The following is a 17571-nucleotide window of genomic DNA, read 5'->3' as shown; positions in this document are numbered from 1 at the left end:
CGTGCGAACCGCCCTAACGCCCGGAGCGCCCACATGCTCTATCAGTTTCATGAATTCCAGCGGGCCCTGCTGGGCCCGCTGACCGCTTGGGCTCAGGCCGCGTCGAAATCGTTTGCCAATCCGGCCAGTCCGCTCGCCTATGTGCCGGGCGCGTCGCGCCTGTCGGCCGGGTACGAGCTGCTGTACCGGCTCGGCAAGGATTACGAGAAGCCCCAGTTCGACATTCACCAGATCGTCAAAGACGGCCACAACATCCCGATCGTCGAACAGACCATCGTCGAAAAGCCGTTCTGCCGGCTGTTGCGCTTCAAGCGCTATGCCGACGACAGCGAAGCCGTCTCCCAGCTCAAGGACGAACCCGTCGTTCTGGTGTGCGCGCCGCTCTCGGGCCACCACTCCACGCTGCTGCGCGACACCGTGCGTACGCTGCTGCAAGACCACAAGGTCTACATCACCGACTGGATCGACGCGCGCATGGTGCCGGTGGAAGACGGCCCCTTCCATCTCGACGATTACATCGCCTACATCCAGGAGTTCATCCGCCACATCGGTGCGAAGAATCTCAACGTGATTTCGGTCTGCCAGCCTACGGTGCCGGTGCTCGCGGCCATCTCGCTGATGGCGAGCCGCGGCGAGGACACACCGCGCACCATGACGATGATGGGCGGCCCGATCGACGCGCGCCGCAGCCCGACGTCGGTCAACTCGCTCGCCACGCAGCACTCGTACAGCTGGTTCGAGAACAACGTGATTCACACGGTGCCGCCCAACTATCCGGGCGTGGGGCGCCAGGTGTATCCGGGCTTCCTCCAGCACGCAGGCTTCGTCGCCATGAACCCTGAACGGCACGCCGCCTCGCACTGGGACTTCTATCAAAGCCTCCTGCGCGGCGATGAAGAGGATGCCGAAGCGCATCGCAACTTCTACGACGAATACAACGCAGTGCTGGACATGGCCGCGGAGTATTACCTCGACACCATCCGCATCGTGTTCCAGGAGTTCCGTCTGGCCGAAGGCACGTGGGACGTGGCGGGTGAGCGTGTGCGTCCGCAGGACATCAAGCACACGGCGCTCTTCACGATCGAAGGCGAGCTGGACGACATCTCCGGCGACGGCCAGACGCGTGCCGCGCAGGACCTGTGCAGCGGGATTCCCGAGGCGCACCGGCGTCATTTCACCGCAGAGAAATGCGGGCATTACGGCATTTTCTCGGGGCGGCGCTGGCGCACCATCATCTATCCGCAGCTACGCGACTTCATTCAGGAACACGCGAAGGCACCGCGCGTCGAGACAGAACACGCCGAAGCTTGAGGTTCCTCCGCCGCAACAACGCTTGTTGCGCAGCCGGTTCACACGCCGGCTGCGCGCATGGACCCCTGCACGGTGCTCAAAGGACGGTCAGCTTCAGCGCCTCATGAGATACGCGAGCAGCATCTCCGTATTCATCTGGACAAGCTCGGAGCGCTCGGCGGGCGTGCTGAAATCGCGGCCCAGCGTAGCGGTCAGCGTGAAGCGGTTGGACACGATGTAGTAGCCCATGCCGGAGAGCGTCACATAAAAGCGCAGCGGATCGACGTTGCTGCGAAAAAGCCCCGCCTTCTGCCCGCGTTCGAGAATGCTGCCGACGGTAGCGACGATCGGCGAGATCATCTCGCGAATGCGCGATGACTTCTGCATGTAGCGGGCTTCGTGCAGATTTTCGTTGTTCACGAGCCGCAGCAGATCGGGATGATCCCGGTAGTAGTCCCACACAAAATGCGCAAGGCGCGTCATCGCTTCCACAGGCGCCACGCCGTTCAGATCCAGCGAGCGTTCGGCCTCGTTGAGTGCGCTGAACGCGTACTCGAGTACCGCCGTGAAAAGCTGTTCCTTGCTGCCGAAGTAGTAATAGAGCATGCGCTCGTTCGTTTCTGCGCGCCTCGCGATCTGATCGACGCGCGCTCCGAAGAGCCCTCCGTTCGCGAACTCCTCCGCGGCCGCCAGCAGGATACGGCGACGCGTGCCTTCAGGATCTCTTTTGATTTTTGGCTGGTTCATGGTCTCAAGATGCTGCGTGAGCCGCGTTATCCGGGCCGCTGCCGAACGTCTCCTCGCCATGCATCGGCAGCGGTGAACTGGAGCGCCTTGGCTGGCGCGCCCCGCCGTTCCTGGGGTCTTTCCTGTAAAGCGTTTTGATTATGGCACATGGGTCGCCAATGGCAATCGGGGAAATCGGCGATAATGCCGCATTTGGCAAACGCGCGGCGGCAAGGCCTCTCCGAGCCCTGTTCACCTCATAACAGGCCGCCCAACACGGTGCAAACAGGCCGATCAGCAGGCTGATTTGCAGCCGTTTTGCGACCGTTTCGGCCAGCTCCTCATGTCGTGACCGTGACCGATTCGAAGACACTCGCAGATCGCATCGAAGATCTGCTTCCCCAGACGCAATGCACGAAGTGCGGCTACGACGGCTGCCGGCCCTACGCCGAAGCCGTCGCCGCCGGCACGGCGAACTACAACCAGTGCCCGCCCGGCGGCGCCGAAGGCGTGGCGCGCCTTGCCCGCCTGCTCGGCAAGCCCGTGATTGCGCTCAATCCCGTCAACGGCGTAGAACGGCCGCGTCCGCTCGCCGTGATCGACGAGAACCTGTGTATCGGCTGCACGCTGTGCATGCAGGCATGCCCCGTCGATGCGATCGTCGGGGCACCGAAACAGATGCATACGGTCGTCGCACCGCTCTGCACAGGCTGCGATCTGTGCGTGGCGCCGTGCCCCGTCGATTGCATTTCGATGGTGCCCGTGACGGACGGTGCGACGGGCTGGGACGCCTGGTCCCAGGAACAGGCGGACGCCGCACGTGAGCGTCACGACCGGCGCCTCGCGCGCATGGAGCGCGAGCGCGAGGCCGCGGAAGCGCGCGTGGTAGCCCGGCGCGCGGGCCTGCACACCGCACAGCAGGCAGCAAACCCCGCCACTCCGTCAGCCGAAACCGCGGCCCCAGCGCAGACGCAGATGGCCGCGACGCCTGCCGCGCCCGCCGCTCCGGCAAGCGACGCCGAGGCGAAGAAGCGCGCCATCATCCAGGCTGCGCTGGACCGCGCCCGCAAGAAAAAGGAAGAACTGGCCGCCAAAGGACTGGGACCGCGCAATACCGACCATGTCACCGCCGACGTGCAGGCGCAGATCGACGAAGCCGAAGCGCGCCGCCGGCGTCTCGGCATCGGCACCGACGAGGAAGGTGACGCGCCCTCGCGACCCGATACCGAATGACCGCCCAGCCAGCGCTGATCCTCGCCTCCACCCTGCACTCATTGCCCGCATGAACGCGAACAAACGCCGCGCCATCTTCGAGACGTTGCAGAGTCTCAACCCGCATCCGACCACCGAGCTCGAATACACCACTCCGTTCGAACTGCTGATCGCCGTGATGCTCTCGGCGCAGGCGACGGACGTATCGGTCAACAAGGCCATGCGGAAGATGTTCCCGGTGGCCAATACGCCGCAGCAGATCGTCGAACTGGGCGAAGCAGGCGTGGCCGACTACATCAAGACGATCGGGCTGTACCGCACCAAGGCGAAGAACGTCGTGGCAGCGAGCCGCATCCTGATCGAGCGCTACAACGGCGAAGTGCCCGAGGATCGCGAGGCGCTGGAAAGCCTGCCCGGCGTGGGCCGCAAGACGGCCAACGTGGTGCTCAATACCGCGTTCGGCCATCCGACCATCGCGGTGGATACGCACATCTTTCGGGTTGCGAATCGAACGGGACTCGCGCCCGGCAAGGACGTGCGCGCCGTTGAAGCGGCACTCGAGAAGTTCACGCCCGAGCCGTTTCGCCAGGACGCGCATCACTGGCTGATTCTTCACGGGCGATATGTCTGCAAGGCGCGGCGGCCCGAATGCTGGCACTGTGTGATCGAACCGCTGTGCGAGTTCAAGCAGAAGACTCCGCCGCCGCAGATGTGAGCCGCGGCGCCTCAGGTATGCTGGGGCCGCACCTGCGACAATTTGTCGCCACCCCTCAGCAACCGCCAATACGCCGCAACTGCCCCAACCCCGTAACGCACTCCCAAGCCGATCGCCCACGATGTTCAATCCCAGCCGTGACGAAGTCCGCCGCTTTTTCACCGAAACCTGGCGCAAGCAGCGCGAAGGCGAAATCCTGACGCCGCTCGAGGCCATTGCCGCCGACTGGATCGTCGAGCACCCCGAGTACCATGCCGCACTCGCCGACACCGACAGCGCGAATGCCGAGCATTACTCACCCGAGCGCGGCGAGACGAACCCGTTCCTGCATCTCTCGATGCACCTCGCCATCAGCGAGCAGCTTTCCATCGACCAGCCGCCCGGCATTCGCGCCGCGCACGAACGCCTCGCCGCGAGGCTCGGCTCGAGCCACGACGCACATCACGCGATCATGGAATGCCTCGGCGAAACGCTCTGGGAAGCCCAGCGCACCAACACGCCGCCGGACAGCGACGCGTATCTCGCCCGCATCGAGCGACGCGCCACGCGGGACTAAGACCACGCGGAACGGCGGGGCCCGCACGCGTCCGGACGCGCGCACATAAAAAAACGACACCCCGCCGGAAAGCGGGGTGTCGTTCTGTCATCGTCGTCGCCAGCCATCCGGCAACCAGGCTGCGGCGTTGGGCGCCGCGCAGCTTACTTCTTCTGCACGAGGTCGCCCGGAAGCGACTCGACATAGGCCGCGATGTCCTTCATGTCGCCCTGCGAAAGGCTTTGCACCTGCGCCTGCATGATCGGATTGTTGCGGCCCAGATGCGGGTTGCCGTTGCCCATCTGATACTGGCGCAGCGCCCAGTACACGTAGTCGGCGTGCTGGCCCGCGAGCTTCGGATACTCGGGGCTCACCGGCTTGTTGAGGCCCGCGCCATGGCAGGCCGCACAGTTGTGGCTGTCGGCGAGCACCTTACCGTTCGCGGCGTCGGCCGCGTGGGCGCCGGCAGCAAAACCGGCCAGCGCGAGCGCGGCACAAGCCGTCTTGAGCATCGCTTGAAGGGTATGAAGAGCCGTGTGGGGCTTGTTCATGAATTCTCCTGTCCCGTGAAATTAGAGTGCCGGGTGACCGCGCCGGTCACTTCTCGGGATTGTTCTTCGACGTGGACGACTGGGCCGCGTAGTAGGCCGCGATGTCCGCAATGTCCTGATCCGACAGCGAAGCCGTGATGGCGTGCATCGTGTCGAAGTGGCGATCGCCCTTCTTGTAGCCGTGCAGCGCGTTCTCGAGATATTTCTGGTTCTGGCCGCCGAGCATGGGAACCCGGTAGACCTCGGGATACGCGGTGCGGTAGTCCGGAATGCCGTGGCAACCAATGCACATCGCGACCTTGCCCTGGCCCGCCTTCGCGTTGCCGACGACGTCCGCGTTCGCGTTGGCGGCGAAGCCCGCGAGCACAGACACCGCTGCGATCACGACGTGTTTGCCGACGAATTTGTTCATAGCATGTAACCTGGCTTGAGGGGAAACGGACGCCCGAAAAGGCCACGGCCCGCGCCGTTATTTCTTCGAGGGCCGGACGCAGGCCAAAAAAATCGACCCGATTGTACCGCGACGCCGTGCCGCACGTCCACACGGCCAACAAGGGCGGCGGCCCGCCGGGCACGGCTCCTGCGGGTTGTCCCGAGGCTCGCCGACGATCGCCGGGAAAGCGCGAAGAGCGCAAGGCAACGCGGTTCGCGAATAGGCGATGGACGCCCGCGAACCAGAAGCGAATGCGCCGGAGAAAGCCCGGCTGAACGATACCGGAGCCCCTCCCGAGGCAACAGGGCTTCTGACTTATACTGGATTTTTTTCGCCCAGGTAGCCGCCATGCGCTTCGAAGGCTCTTCTCACTACGTCGCCACCGACGATCTCAAGCTCGCGGTCAACGCCGCCGTGACGCTCAAGCGTCCGCTCCTCATCAAGGGCGAGCCCGGCACCGGCAAGACGATGCTCGCCGAAGAAGTGGCCGCGGCGCTGAACATGCCGCTCCTGCAGTGGCACATCAAGTCCACCACGAAGGCGCAGCAGGGGCTCTACGAATACGACGCGGTCTCGCGTCTACGCGATTCGCAACTGGGCGACGAGCGCGTCAAGGACATCCGCAACTACATCGTGAAGGGCGTGCTGTGGCAGGCGTTCGAAGCCGATCAACCCACAGTGCTGCTCATCGACGAAATCGACAAGGCCGACATCGAGTTTCCCAACGACCTGCTGCGCGAGCTCGACCGCATGGAGTTCTACGTGTACGAGACGCGCGAACTCGTGCGTGCGGTGCACCGGCCGCTCGTCATCATCACGTCGAACAACGAGAAGGAACTGCCCGACGCGTTTCTGCGCCGCTGTTTCTTCCACTACATCCGCTTCCCCGATCCGGCCACCATGGAGCAGATCGTCGAGGTGCACTACCCCGGCATCAAGAAGACGCTGCTGCGCGCGGCGCTCGAAAGCTTCTTCGAGCTGCGCAACGTGGCGGGGCTGAAGAAGAAGCCGTCGACGTCCGAACTGCTCGACTGGCTCAAGCTGCTGCTCGCCGAAGACATTCCGCCCGAAGCGCTGCGCTCGCCCGACAACCGCCAGATCGTGCCGCCGCTCGCGGGCGCGCTGCTCAAGAACGAGCAGGACGTGGGCCTCTTCGAGCGGCTCATCTTCATGAACCGCAACAACCGTTGAAGGCCGCGGCGCATTCGCCACGGGTGAGCCATGAAGGAAGTTCCGGCATGCTGATCGATTTCTTCTACTCGCTGCGCGAAGCGAAACTGCCCGTTTCGGTGAAGGAGTACCTCACGCTCATCGAGGCGCTCAAGGCGAACGTGATTGCGCCTTCGCTCGACGAGTTCTATTACCTCGCGCGCATGATCCTCGTGAAGGACGAGCAGTACTACGACCGCTTCGACGCGGCATTCGGGGCGTACTTCCACGGCGCCGAGGCGAAGTCCACGCTCGCCTTCGAGATCCCCGACGAGTGGCTCAAGAAGAAGCTCGATCGCGAATTCACCGCCGAGGAAAAGGCGCAAATCGAAGCCATGGGCGGGCTCGACAAGCTGATGGAGCGCCTGAAGCAGCTCTTCGACGAGCAGAAGGAACGCCACGAGGGCGGCAACAAATGGATCGGCACGGGCGGCACGTCGCCCTTCGGCCATGGCGGCTACAACCCGGAAGGCGTACGTATCGGCGGCGACGCGGCGGGGCAGCGTTCCGCCGTGAAGGTGTGGGAAGCGCGCGCGTATCGCGACTACGACGATCAGGTCGAAATCGGCACGCGCAACATCAAGGTCGCGCTGCGCCGGCTGCGGCGCTTCGCGCGCGAAGGCGCGGCCGAGGAACTCGATCTGCCCGACACGATTCGCAGCACGGCCGCGAACGCCGGCTGGCTCGATCTCAAGATGGTGCCCGAGCGGCACAACAACGTGAAGGTGCTGATGCTGCTCGACGTGGGCGGCTCCATGGACGATCACATCCGCCGCACCGAAGAGCTTTTCTCGGCAGCGAAGACGGAGTTCAAGCACCTCGAGTTCTACTACTTCCACAACTGCGTCTACGACTTCCTCTGGAAGAACAACCGGCGCCGTCACACCGAGCGCACGCCGACGTGGGACGTGCTGCACCGCTTCACGCCCGACTACAAGCTGATCTTCGTCGGCGACGCCACGATGGGCCCCTACGAAGTGCTGCAGCCGGGCGGGTCCGTGGAGTACAACAACGCCGAAGCGGGCGCCGTCTGGCTGCGCCGGCTGGCCGACCACTTCCCGCACTTCGCGTGGCTGAATCCCGAACCGGAGGCGCTGTGGCCGTACCGTCAGTCGATCTCGGTGATTCGCGAGGTGCTCGGCCAGCGCATGTACCCGCTCACGCTCGCCGGACTCGAAGCGGCCATGCGCGTGCTCTCGAAATGACGCGGCACGGCGGTCGCGGTGTCAAAACAGCATCATCCGATTCGCCATAAAATAGCAGCACGAAGTGGCGCCTCAAGCCATACTGGCCGCCCCGGCAACACCCGCGGCAGAACCCGGCAAAACAACGGGCAGCCCAACGAACCACCTGACGGGCGGCCCCCCTTTCAACTCTTCTGGACCACGGCGCTCACGCGCTTTTCAAGGCTCGACATGACTACCTCACTCGACCAGCTGAAACAGTACACGACCGTCGTCGCGGATACCGGCGACTTCCAGCAGCTCGCGCAGTACAAGCCGCAAGATGCGACCACCAATCCGTCGCTGATCCTCAAGGCCGTCCAGAAGGACGACTACAAGCCGCTGCTCGAAAAAACCGTGCGCGACCACGCGTCGAAGCCGGTGGGCGCCATCATCGACCATCTGCTGATCGCGTTCGGCACCGAAATCCTCAAGATCATTCCGGGCCGCGTCTCGACCGAAGTGGACGCACGGCTTTCGTTCGACACGAAGGCATCCATCGACAAGGCCCACGAAATCATCAAGCTCTACGAAGCGGCCGGCATTGGCCGCGAGCGCGTGCTGATCAAGCTCGCCTCCACGTGGGAAGGCATTCGCGCGGCCGAGGTGCTGCAGAAGGACGGCATCAAGTGCAACATGACGCTGCTGTTCTCGCTCGCGCAGGCCGCGGCCTGCGCTGAAGCGGGCGCGCAGTTGATCTCGCCGTTCGTGGGCCGCATCTACGACTGGTACAAGAAGGCCGCCGGCAGCAACTGGGACGACGTGAAGAACGGCGGTGCCAACGACCCGGGCGTGCAGTCCGTGCGCCGCATCTACGCCTACTACAAGAAGTTCGGCTACACGACCGAGGTGATGGGCGCCAGCTTTCGCACCACGAGCCAGATCGTCGAACTGGCCGGCTGCGATCTGCTCACCATCAGCCCCGACCTGCTGCAAAAGCTGCACGACAGCACGGAACCGGTGCAGCGCAAGCTGTCGCCCGAAACCGCGAAGGGCGAGCAGATCGACCGCGTGCCGGTAGACGAGCCGTCGTTCCGCTTCCTCGTCAACGACGACGCGATGGCCACCGAAAAGCTGGCCGAAGGCATTCGCGCGTTCGCGGCCGACGCGATCAAGCTCGAAAAGCTGATCGAAGCGCTGCGCTGATCCCCGTCACGCTCGCGTGTCGTTGAGCGGATCACGGTGCTTGCCACCGTGCCGTGATCCGTTCGGTACAGCGAAGCGGTCGTCTGCCGTCACGGCCGAAGCGAGTCACGAAGCCGCGGCGTGCCGCTCGATATTCCACTGCGGCTCGGTTTCCACGAGCAAGGCTCGCAGGCAATCCACCTGCCCCGCAATGCGTTGCCCTAGCCAGCACGGGCCCAACAAGTCCAAAGAAGCACCGGCTGACGATGCAGCCTCCACTGCGCTGATCTCTCCCTCCGGCACCCCGACCATCGGCGTATTCGCCATCCGCAACCCTTTCGCGCCCGCGAACCGCAAGGCTCTTGCCATCGCGAGCAGGGCCGCCCTCACCTCCGGCGCATCGACATTCGCCGCGCGTGCGAATGCTGCGCGCGCGGCGGGATCGGTCTGTCCGAGCGCGGCTGTCGAAAGCATCTCCAGCGCGCTCAGGAGCGAGCGATGCAGCCGCTGGATGTCTTCCAGTGTGCTCATCGGCACGCCGGTCTCCTTCGTCACGGACGGCATCAGCGAGCGCAGCTGCACGAGCCGCTCGCCGAGGCGCAGAAAGGTCTGCACCTGCGCTTCGGCGTCGAGCGCTTCGCCGCTCATGATCTTCGCGTAGACGCGCGCGGATTCACGCAGATTCTGCGCAAGACGATAGCGCCACGAGTACGTCGCATAGAGCGGCAGCGCAAACGAAAACGCGAGCGCGATCACGATGCCCACCAGCACGTTGAACGTGCGCCACAGGCCGACCGAGATGAGGTTGTCGCCGTGGCCCGCCACGATGTACATCGTGATCGCCGTGAGCAGCGCGACGTAGGCCGGCTTGCCGATCGCGTAGTAGCCGCACACGCCGGCCACGATCGACATCAGCACATAGGTGAGCGCAGGTGATCCGATGACGTTCGCCTGCAGGATCACCGCAAGACCGATCACCGCGCCGAGCAGCGTGCCGATGGCGCGCTCCGCCGCCTTCTTGCGGATATTGCCCTGATGCTGAAGGCCGCCGATTACCACGAGCAGCGTCACCGAAGCCCAGATGCCATGCGGCAAGTCGATGCCCGTCGTCGCGAGAATGGAGACGAGCATGGCGAGCCCCACGCGCACGCTGTGAATCACGGCCGCATTGCGATAGCGGTAGTACGGCGACGTGACCGCGCGCCAGGCACGCGAGACGTGCGAGAGCGGCGCGCGGCGGCGCGTGCTGGCAGAGCGGGGCGAACGGTCAGGATCGGATGAAGCCATGGGCGAACGAGGCAAGGTATCGAAGGCAGGCACAAGGGGAATGCCGTGAGCCGCAAGACGAAGCAACGGGCGATCAGCACGCCGGGCGAGGCTCAAGCACTCAAGGCAGGCACAGGCGAACCCAGGCAGGCTCGATATCGTGCACCGGAAAAACAAATGCCCGCAACCTTGCGGTGCGGGCATCGGTGTCGGCGTGTCGAAACGCCGGTGAAGCCGCTACGAAGCCGGTCAGCTTTCGACCACGTCCAGATAGTCCTCCGGCCGCGTGCGGTCTTCGGCCTTCTTCACGCCCGCCACGTGGATCAGCACGCTCACCACCACGGCCACCACGAGGTTCACGATGAGCGACCACACGGCGGCATAACCGGGAATCGCCATCCCGAACAGATGCACCGTGAAGATGGAACTAGCGAGCTTCAACGACACCGCCATCCACGTGCCCGTCACGATGCCCACCGCCCAGCCGATCAGCAGACCGCGATAGTCCAGCACACGCGTGTAGAGCCCGAGCACGATGGCCGGCAGCGTCTGGATGATCCAGATGCCGCCCAGCAGTTGCAGCTGGATCGCGTACGTGAGCGGCAGCCCGAGGATGAACGCCACTGCGCCCACCTTCACGATCAGCGAAACCAGCTTCGCGACGTTGGTCTCCTGCTCGTGCGTCATGTTGCGGTTGACGAACTCCTTGTGGATGTTGCGCGTGTAAAGGTTCGCAGCCGCGATCGACATGATGGCCGCCGGCACCAGCGCCCCGATGCCGATAGCCGCGAACGCGACGCCGACGAACCACGACGGGAAGAAGTGCAGGAACAGCGCCGGCACGGCGAAGTTCGGACCGAAGGCCTTGAAGTACGGCGCGAATTCCGGCATGTCCTTCACGCCCGAGGCCAGCGCCATGTAGCCGAGCAGCGCGAGCAGGCCGAGCACGAGCGAGTACGCCGGCAGCATCGCCATGTTGCGGCGAATGGTGTTGCCCGACGACGACGAGAGAATCGCCGTCACGGAGTGCGGGTACAGGAACAGCGCCAGCGCCGAACCCACGGCGAGCGTGGCATAGGCGCTGAAGCCGTTCAGGCTCGCGGCATCGGGCGCCTTCAGCAGCAGCTTGGCCGGCGGCACCGCGCTGAAGATGTGGCCGAAGCCGCCCATCTGCGCCGGAATCACGATGATCGCAACGGCGATCGTGACGTAGATGAGCAGGTCCTTGACGATGGCGATCATCGCCGGCGCACGCAGGCCCGACGTATACGTGTACGCCGCCAGAATCGCGAACGCGATGATGAGCGGCAGGTCGCCGACGAAGCCTGTCGTGTCGAAGCCGAGCGCGCCGATCACCACTTCGATACCGACCAGTTGCAGCGCGATGTACGGCATGGTCGCCACGATGCCCGTCACGGCGACCGCGAGCGCCAGCGTGCGGCTGCCATAGCGCGCGTTGACGAAGTCCGCCGAGGTCACGTAGCCGTGGCGCTTGGCGATGCTCCAGAGCTTCGGAAACACCACGAACGCAAACGGGTAGATCAGGATGGTGTACGGCAGCGCGAAGAAGCCGGTTGCCCCCGCGCCGAACACCAGCGCCGGCACCGCGACGAACGTGTAGGCCGTGTAAAGATCGCCGCCCAGCAGGAACCAGGTCACGATGGTGCCGAAACGGCGGCCGCCCAGACCCCACTCGTCCAGATGCGCCAGGTCGCCCTTGCGCCAGTGCGCCGCAACGAAGCCCAGGATAGTGACGCCGATGAAAAACAGCACGAAGACGAACGTGGCAGTGAGGTTCATCGTGCGCCTCCCGTCGTGCCGCTACCCTTGCGGGACTTGGTCTTGTGATAGACGAGCGCGGTGATCACGGCGCTGATCAGCACCCACAGCAGCTGGTACCAGTAGAAGAACGGGAAATCCCACAGCGTGGGCTCGATCTTGTTGTACGAGGGGACCCAGATCATTGCGAGCCAGGGAAGCACCAGCAACCAGAGCCACGCTTTGCGTGACTTGTTCGCGTCGGCGTCGTGTGCCATGACGTCTCCTTTTTCCTTTTATATTGAGTTGCCGCATCGCCTGGGGTGGGCAACCGTCCCGCAAGCGGATAGCCCGCGGGATACCCCGAAACCAGGACAGAGTATAGGCGCGCCGAACGGGCGGTCAAGCAGGGGCGACCCGGAGCGCCGCGCGGCGTGCGGCTCCCCGGGCGGTCAGCCGTTATCGACGGCTATGGGCTGGAATGCTGGCGGGCGGCTCGGGTGGGCACGCCACTGACGGGCGGCGAGCAGGTCGACGAGATCTGATGCCAGCCAGCCCGTTGGATTCAGATGGCAAACGACGCGCCCGTCTGCCCCGTCGATTCGCGCAGACCCTTTATCCACTTGCGCGCGGGCAGCCCGAGCTTCGCCTCGATCAGCTTCGCGCGCTGCTCCAGCTGTGCGTACGGCACGTCGAGCGCCGGGCCGGAGAACGCGATGGCGATCCGGTTACCTTCGTGCACTTCGGGCAACGCAACCACGCGGCCATCGAAGGCGGCCTTCAGATGCTTCATGTTGCGCACGAAGCTCGGGTGGTCGCCGAACAGGTTGATGGTCACGACGCCCGCCTCCGTGAGGCAGGCCCGCACCGCGCGATAGAACCCGACACTGTCGAGCACGGGGCCACGCGCCGTGGCGTCGTAGACGTCGATCTGCATGGCCCCGACGGTGCCGTGGTTGGCGCGGTCGTTGACGAAGTCCCACGCGTCGCGCTCGTGCACGGTGAGGCGCGCGTCGTCGGGCGGCAGCGCGAACATGGTGCGCGCGGCCACCACCACGGCCGGATTCAGCTCCACCGCTTCCACTTTCGCGGGACGCAGGAAGCGGTACGCGAACTTCGTCAGCGCCGCCGCGCCGAGCCCAAGCTGGACGATCCGCTTCGGCGTACCCAGGAACAACAGCCACGCCATCATCTGCTCGGCATACTCCAGTTCGATGACGTCGGGCTTGCTGAGGCGCATGGCGCCTTGCACCCACTCCGTGCCGAAGTGCAGGTAACGCACGCCACTCTCTTCGGAAAACGTGACGGGGGCGAAGCGCGGCTTGCGCGGCGCCTCGATGAGGTACGCGTTGTCCGTTGCAGCGTCGGATGTCGCGCCGTGGCGCCGCATGCGCTTCGGGCGCGCGGTCTCGTGGCGGTTGCCGGCTTTCGGGCCTGGAGCCGCGACAGCGAGGCCAGTGCGGGTTTCGCCGCTGTCGCGGCTGTCACGAGCAGGACGAGAGGCGCGGGCCTCGGCGGAAGCGCGTTTGATAAGCGTGGTCATGAAGGAAGGCCGGCTGAAGTACCGAAATTTCAAAGGATCGAGAGGATAGCATCCGGCGGTGCGGCGGCTGTCCGCGGGCCGCCGCTGCGGCAAAGGACCGGCAGGCCCTCGCGCGAACGCCATCGCCGCACGGCGCGGCTGCGGCTGCAGCACGTCACGCGCACCATTGCGCCCACATCTGGCGATACGCGCGCTCCACATTCGCCGCGAAGCGCGCGCCGTCCATCAGCGGCGACTGCGTCATACGCGGCCGCAGGCTCGCGCGCAACGTCGCCAGCCGTTGCGTGTCGTGGGCCAGATCAACGGCAAGCCGGACGAACTGCTCATCCGTGGAAGCGGCGAGTTCGGTGAGCCCCAGGTTTGCCAGTTGACTCAGTCCACCCCGTCCCACCACCGAGCGGCCCATCCGCGTGACGACCGGCACCCCCATCCACAGCGCGTCGAGGCTCGTCGTGTGGCCGTTGTACGGGAACGTGTCGAGCGCGAGATCGATTTCGCGATACGTCTCCAGATACTGCTCGCGCGGACGGAAAGCGCGGAACACCACGCGCTGCATATCGATGCCGTGCGCCGCAAGCCGCGCCGCGAGGCGCTCCCGCACCTGGCCCGACGGCGCCATCAGAACGAGGCGCGCTTCGGGCACGGCGCGCATGACCGGCGCCCACATGCCGAGCGTGCGGTCCGTGAGCTTGCAGGGATTGTTCAGGCAGCCGAACGTGAACTGTTCGCCCGGACGTTGCGGCGAAGGCTCGACAGGCGGCACCGAGCTGTGCGGGTCGTAGCACCAGAACGAGTCCGGCAGACGCACGGAGCGCTCGCTGTATTGGCTGTCTACGTGAGGGTCGCCAGCCGGATCGAGCCACGGGTCCGTCAGCCGGTACCCGATCGCCCGGCTGCCCGTCGTGCCCGGATACGCCAGCCACGCCACCTGCACCGGCGCGGGTTGCCGCGCGAACAGCAGCGGCCGGCCGTCGGCCATGTGCATCGTGAGGTCCACGAGAATATCGATGCCGTCGTCGCGAACGGTTTGCGCGAGCTGCGCGTCGTCGAGCGTGCGCACGTCGCGCCAGACGTCGGCCCACCCGGCGATGCGCTGCGTAAAGGTGTCGGGCCGCACCACGCTCGAATAGCAGACGATCTCGAACGCCTCGTGATCGTGATGCGCGAAAAGCGGCGCGGTGAAGAGCGACTGGCAATGATCGCGAAAATCCGCGGACACGTAGCCGACGCGCAGACGCTTATGCGGATCGCGACGATTCGCGTGGCTTGGCGCGCCGGCGAGCAGCGGTGCCTCGTGACGCGCGGCGAAGCGTTTGCACTCGTCGAGCACGGCATAGCCGTCCTCGGTCTGGAACGTGAGCCCGTACGCCAGGTTGCTGTGCGCCACGACGTTATGCGGATCGCAGTCGAGCGCCCGCCGATAGCAGTCGAGAGCCTCGTCCAGCGCGCCCGTGTCTTTCAGCACGTTCCCGAGATTGTTCCAGCTTGCCGAATGACGCGGGTCCGCCGCGAGCGCCGCGCGGTAGCGCGCCTCGGCGTCGTCCATGCGACCGAGCGCGCGCGCGAGGCTGCCCGCGTTGTTGTACGCGGCAACGAAGCCGGGCCGCGCGCGGATGGCCGACTCGAACGCCGCGGCCGCGGCCTCGTGGTCGCCCAGTTCCTTGAATAGGTTGCCGAGGTTGTTGTGGGCGTCGGCATGGGCGGGCGCGAGCGCGATGGCCGAGAGGTAGTGCGCACGCGCCTCCTCGCGTCGACCTTGCGCGTGCAGCACGCTCGCGAGGTTGTAGGCGGCATCGGCATGCTGCGGATCGAGCGCGCGCGCCTGCTCGAGGACTGCGGTGGCTTCGGCGTGTTCGCGTTGTTCCGCGAGCGCCACGCCCAGGTTAACGCGATGCGCCGCCACGCCCGGCTCGGCAACCACCGTCTCGCGCAACAGCGCAACAGCTTCGTCCAGATGGCCGCGCGTCTGAAGAAGCGTGGCGAGATTGGCGAGCGCGCTCGCGTGAGCAGGCTGTGCGGCGAGTGCGCGTCGATACGCCCCTTCGGCCTGCGCGATGTCGCCCTGCTGCCGGTAGCAGTTGCCGAGATTGTTGAGCGTGTCCGCGTGGAACGCATCGAGTTCGAGCAGCGCGGCATAGGCCCCGATCGCTCCCGCCCGGTCCCCGGACGCTTCCAGCACGGAGGCGAGCGCGAACCACGCGTCGATACTCGCCGGCGCATGCGCGAGCGCCTCGCGATACGTCCGCACCGCCTGCTCGTAGCGGCCCAGGGTGGCGAGGATCTGCCCTTCGCCCAGGCAGTAGCGCGGCTCGGCCGGATGTTGCTGCCGCGCGAGCCCCACCCATACCAGCGCCTCGTCGGTCTGCCCCGTCTGTAGCGCCAGGATGCCCAACCGGAAGGTCACTTCATGGTTCGAAGGCGCAATGGCCAGAATGCCGTGGTAAAGCTCGCGCGCCGCGGCGAGATCGCCGGCCAGGTGTCGCGCCTTGGCCTCGGCAAAGCGTTCTTCGATCGACATGACCCGTTGTCTCGCAGGAATGGAAGCCGCGATTCTAAACGGGCCGGATTACATAAAGCCGATGCAAGGAAGACGCGAACGGGCCGCTGCAGGCGGCTTCGGTGATTGGGCGTCCTCACACCTTCGCCACACACGCCGGGCCGCCAAACCAGGTGCCTGCCTGCGCAGCGGCCCGCGCGTTTAGCCTGGCCGGCGGAACTCGTTTTCCACCCAGCTAGCGGCGCTCGCCTTGCTCAGCTTGAAGTTCGGCGGCACCTGCACTTGCGCGAGCTGCTCGCCGAAGGCGTCGAGCGCCGTCAACAGTGCGTAGGGCTCGTCCTCGTCGGGAACGATGTCCAGCGTGATTTCCAGTTCGCCATCGCCCTCTGCGGCCGCTACGGTCACGCTCTTGTGCAACTGGGCACGCAGTTGCTGCTCGTGCCGACGCAAGACCTCCGAAGCGGTTTTCACCAGCGTATTGAAGGCCGCGGTATCGAGCGGCTTCGGGTCCTTCTTGTTGCGGCCCATCGTCCACGGGCCGACGAGGGCCGGCTCCTGCTCGCCGTCCTTGATCATCTCGACGGCCCAGCCATCGTCGTCCTCGTTCTTGATGACGCGCGCGGTCCAGCCGCCGTCACGCCACAGGCCGTCCTCGTGCACGGTTTCGGGCACGTCTGCGTCATGGCGTTCGGCCGCGGAATCGAGGGTGGAGTCGGACGAGGAAAGGGACGTGTCGGTCATGTGTGGTTCGCTGATTTCGTACGGTGCATTCGGCACAATGCATGCGATTTTACCTGCGGCGGCACGCGAAAAATGCAGCGCTATAACGAACGGATAAGACGGTCGCGTTGCTGCGTCGCCCGATCGCCGATTGCCGCGCAATGCGGGAATCCGGCATGAATTGGCCGCGAAAAGCGAAATTCATCATTGCGGACAACGCACCTAGTGCTCTGCTGCCGCTTTCCTAAACTTGGCATTACGCGGCGCAGACTCGATTTCGTACAGTCGGCTAATTGCAACCCGTCGATGCTGCGCAATGCCAGCCCCACCAATCGTACCGTGCGCGGCTTGAATGAACGGGTTTTGTCTGCGTCGAAAATTCCGGTCCACAGTCCAATCAGAGAGGAGCGAGTCATGAACAAGGCAAACAGCACACTGATCGCAGCCGGTATTGCATCCGTTATTGCACTCATGCTGTCGGGTGGTGCTTATGCACAAGGCAACAACACACTGGCGACACCGACCACAAAGTCGCCGGCCGATACAAAGAGCGGTTACGGCACGCCGAGCGACACCAACTCGGAAAGCGGTAGCGGCTCGCCGACGCCGAGCCAGCGCAACAGTACGAACACCGGCACGGCGTTACCGTCGTTCGGGGGCAACAACACGCTCGCGACGCCCAGCACGAAATCACCCGCAGCCCACGATTAGCCACACGAAGAATAGTCAAAGGCGTGTCGTCGAACATGCGCAAGATGCGCCAAGGCA

The 17571-nt window shown here is 65.1% G+C and carries 17 protein-coding genes; 8 read left to right on the top strand and 9 right to left on the bottom strand.

Features of this window, described 5'->3' with window-relative positions; translation table 11 throughout:
* Positions 1 to 33 precede the first annotated feature (33 nt).
* The gene (locus U0042_RS23890) at positions 34 to 1311 is read left to right on the top strand and encodes a polyhydroxyalkanoate depolymerase (RefSeq protein ID WP_114813629.1); all 1278 of its coding nucleotides are present in this window, start codon (positions 34 to 36) and stop codon (positions 1309 to 1311) included.
* A gap of 93 nt (positions 1312 to 1404) precedes the next feature.
* Here U0042_RS23890 and U0042_RS23885 read toward each other — a convergent pair whose 3' ends face one another.
* A complete protein-coding gene (locus U0042_RS23885) occupies positions 1405 to 2037 on the bottom strand; it encodes a TetR/AcrR family transcriptional regulator (protein WP_114813631.1) in 633 nt (210 codons plus the stop codon).
* 297 nt (positions 2038 to 2334) lie between these two features.
* Here U0042_RS23885 and rsxB point away from each other — a divergent pair, with 297 nt between their 5' ends.
* The 3 genes from rsxB to U0042_RS23870 all read left to right on the top strand — a co-directional run bounded on the left by rsxB (position 2335) and on the right by U0042_RS23870 (position 4499).
* A complete protein-coding gene (rsxB, locus tag U0042_RS23880; protein WP_114813633.1) occupies positions 2335 to 3249 on the top strand; it encodes an electron transport complex subunit RsxB in 915 nt (304 codons plus the stop codon).
* A 49-nt stretch (positions 3250 to 3298) separates the two neighbouring features.
* Positions 3299 to 3943, top strand: coding sequence for an endonuclease III (nth, locus tag U0042_RS23875; RefSeq protein WP_114813635.1), 645 nt, complete (start codon positions 3299 to 3301; stop codon positions 3941 to 3943).
* 121 nt (positions 3944 to 4064) lie between these two features.
* Entirely contained in the window at positions 4065 to 4499 is a 435-nt protein-coding gene (locus U0042_RS23870) for a DUF1841 family protein (protein WP_114813637.1), read from the top strand.
* Between the two features lie 143 nt (positions 4500 to 4642).
* Here the strand turns inward: U0042_RS23870 and U0042_RS23865 are convergent, their stop codons facing one another.
* Positions 4643 to 5029, bottom strand: coding sequence for a c-type cytochrome (locus tag U0042_RS23865; RefSeq protein WP_114813639.1), 387 nt, complete (start codon positions 5027 to 5029; stop codon positions 4643 to 4645).
* A gap of 46 nt (positions 5030 to 5075) precedes the next feature.
* Positions 5076 to 5441 (bottom strand): c-type cytochrome, encoded by a 366-nt coding sequence (locus U0042_RS23860; protein WP_114813641.1) that lies wholly within the window; start codon positions 5439 to 5441, stop codon positions 5076 to 5078.
* Between the two features lie 369 nt (positions 5442 to 5810).
* On the opposite strand from U0042_RS23860, the gene U0042_RS23855 reads away from it, so the two are divergent.
* The 3 genes from U0042_RS23855 (at position 5811) to tal (ending at position 9040) form a co-directional block, all read left to right on the top strand.
* A complete protein-coding gene (locus U0042_RS23855; RefSeq protein WP_114813643.1) occupies positions 5811 to 6653 on the top strand; it encodes an AAA family ATPase in 843 nt (280 codons plus the stop codon).
* 47 nt (positions 6654 to 6700) lie between these two features.
* A complete protein-coding gene (locus U0042_RS23850) occupies positions 6701 to 7876 on the top strand; it encodes a vWA domain-containing protein (protein ID WP_114813645.1) in 1176 nt (391 codons plus the stop codon).
* A 210-nt stretch (positions 7877 to 8086) separates the two neighbouring features.
* Complete coding sequence (gene tal, locus U0042_RS23845) at positions 8087 to 9040, top strand: transaldolase (protein WP_114813647.1); 954 nt, start codon at positions 8087 to 8089, stop codon at positions 9038 to 9040.
* Positions 9041 to 9145: 105 nt separating this feature from the next.
* On the opposite strand, the gene U0042_RS23840 is transcribed toward tal, so the two are convergent.
* The 6 genes from U0042_RS23840 to U0042_RS23815 form a co-directional block, all read right to left on the bottom strand.
* Positions 9146 to 10306: an FUSC family protein gene (locus tag U0042_RS23840; protein WP_198665377.1), complete on the bottom strand. Its 1161-nt coding sequence runs from the start codon at positions 10304 to 10306 to the stop codon at positions 9146 to 9148.
* 228 nt (positions 10307 to 10534) lie between these two features.
* Positions 10535 to 12085, bottom strand: a complete 1551-nt coding sequence (mctP, locus tag U0042_RS23835) for a monocarboxylate uptake permease MctP (RefSeq protein ID WP_114813649.1) — start codon at positions 12083 to 12085, stop codon at positions 10535 to 10537.
* A complete protein-coding gene (locus U0042_RS23830) occupies positions 12082 to 12321 on the bottom strand; it encodes a DUF3311 domain-containing protein (protein WP_114813651.1) in 240 nt (79 codons plus the stop codon). The genes mctP and U0042_RS23830 overlap by 4 nt, the downstream gene beginning before the upstream one ends.
* A 287-nt stretch (positions 12322 to 12608) precedes the next feature.
* Positions 12609 to 13586: a spermidine synthase gene (locus U0042_RS23825; protein ID WP_114813653.1), complete on the bottom strand. Its 978-nt coding sequence runs from the start codon at positions 13584 to 13586 to the stop codon at positions 12609 to 12611.
* A gap of 154 nt (positions 13587 to 13740) precedes the next feature.
* Positions 13741 to 16104 carry a tetratricopeptide repeat protein gene (locus tag U0042_RS23820; RefSeq protein ID WP_114813655.1) on the bottom strand — a complete coding sequence of 788 codons (2364 nt, stop codon included), beginning with the start codon at positions 16102 to 16104 and terminating at the stop codon, positions 13741 to 13743.
* Positions 16105 to 16284: 180 nt separating this feature from the next.
* Positions 16285 to 16824, bottom strand: coding sequence for a hypothetical protein (locus tag U0042_RS23815; protein WP_114813656.1), 540 nt, complete (start codon positions 16822 to 16824; stop codon positions 16285 to 16287).
* A gap of 393 nt (positions 16825 to 17217) precedes the next feature.
* Here U0042_RS23815 and U0042_RS23810 point away from each other — a divergent pair, with 393 nt between their 5' ends.
* Complete coding sequence (locus U0042_RS23810) at positions 17218 to 17514, top strand: hypothetical protein (protein ID WP_114813658.1); 297 nt, start codon at positions 17218 to 17220, stop codon at positions 17512 to 17514.
* Positions 17515 to 17571 lie beyond the last annotated feature (57 nt).

Source organism: Paraburkholderia kururiensis (assembly GCF_034424375.1).
In the GTDB taxonomy this organism is placed as follows: domain Bacteria; phylum Pseudomonadota; class Gammaproteobacteria; order Burkholderiales; family Burkholderiaceae; genus Paraburkholderia; species Paraburkholderia kururiensis_A.
Note: the sequence above shows the minus strand (reverse complement) of the source record. Positions and strands in the feature narration are given on the sequence as shown.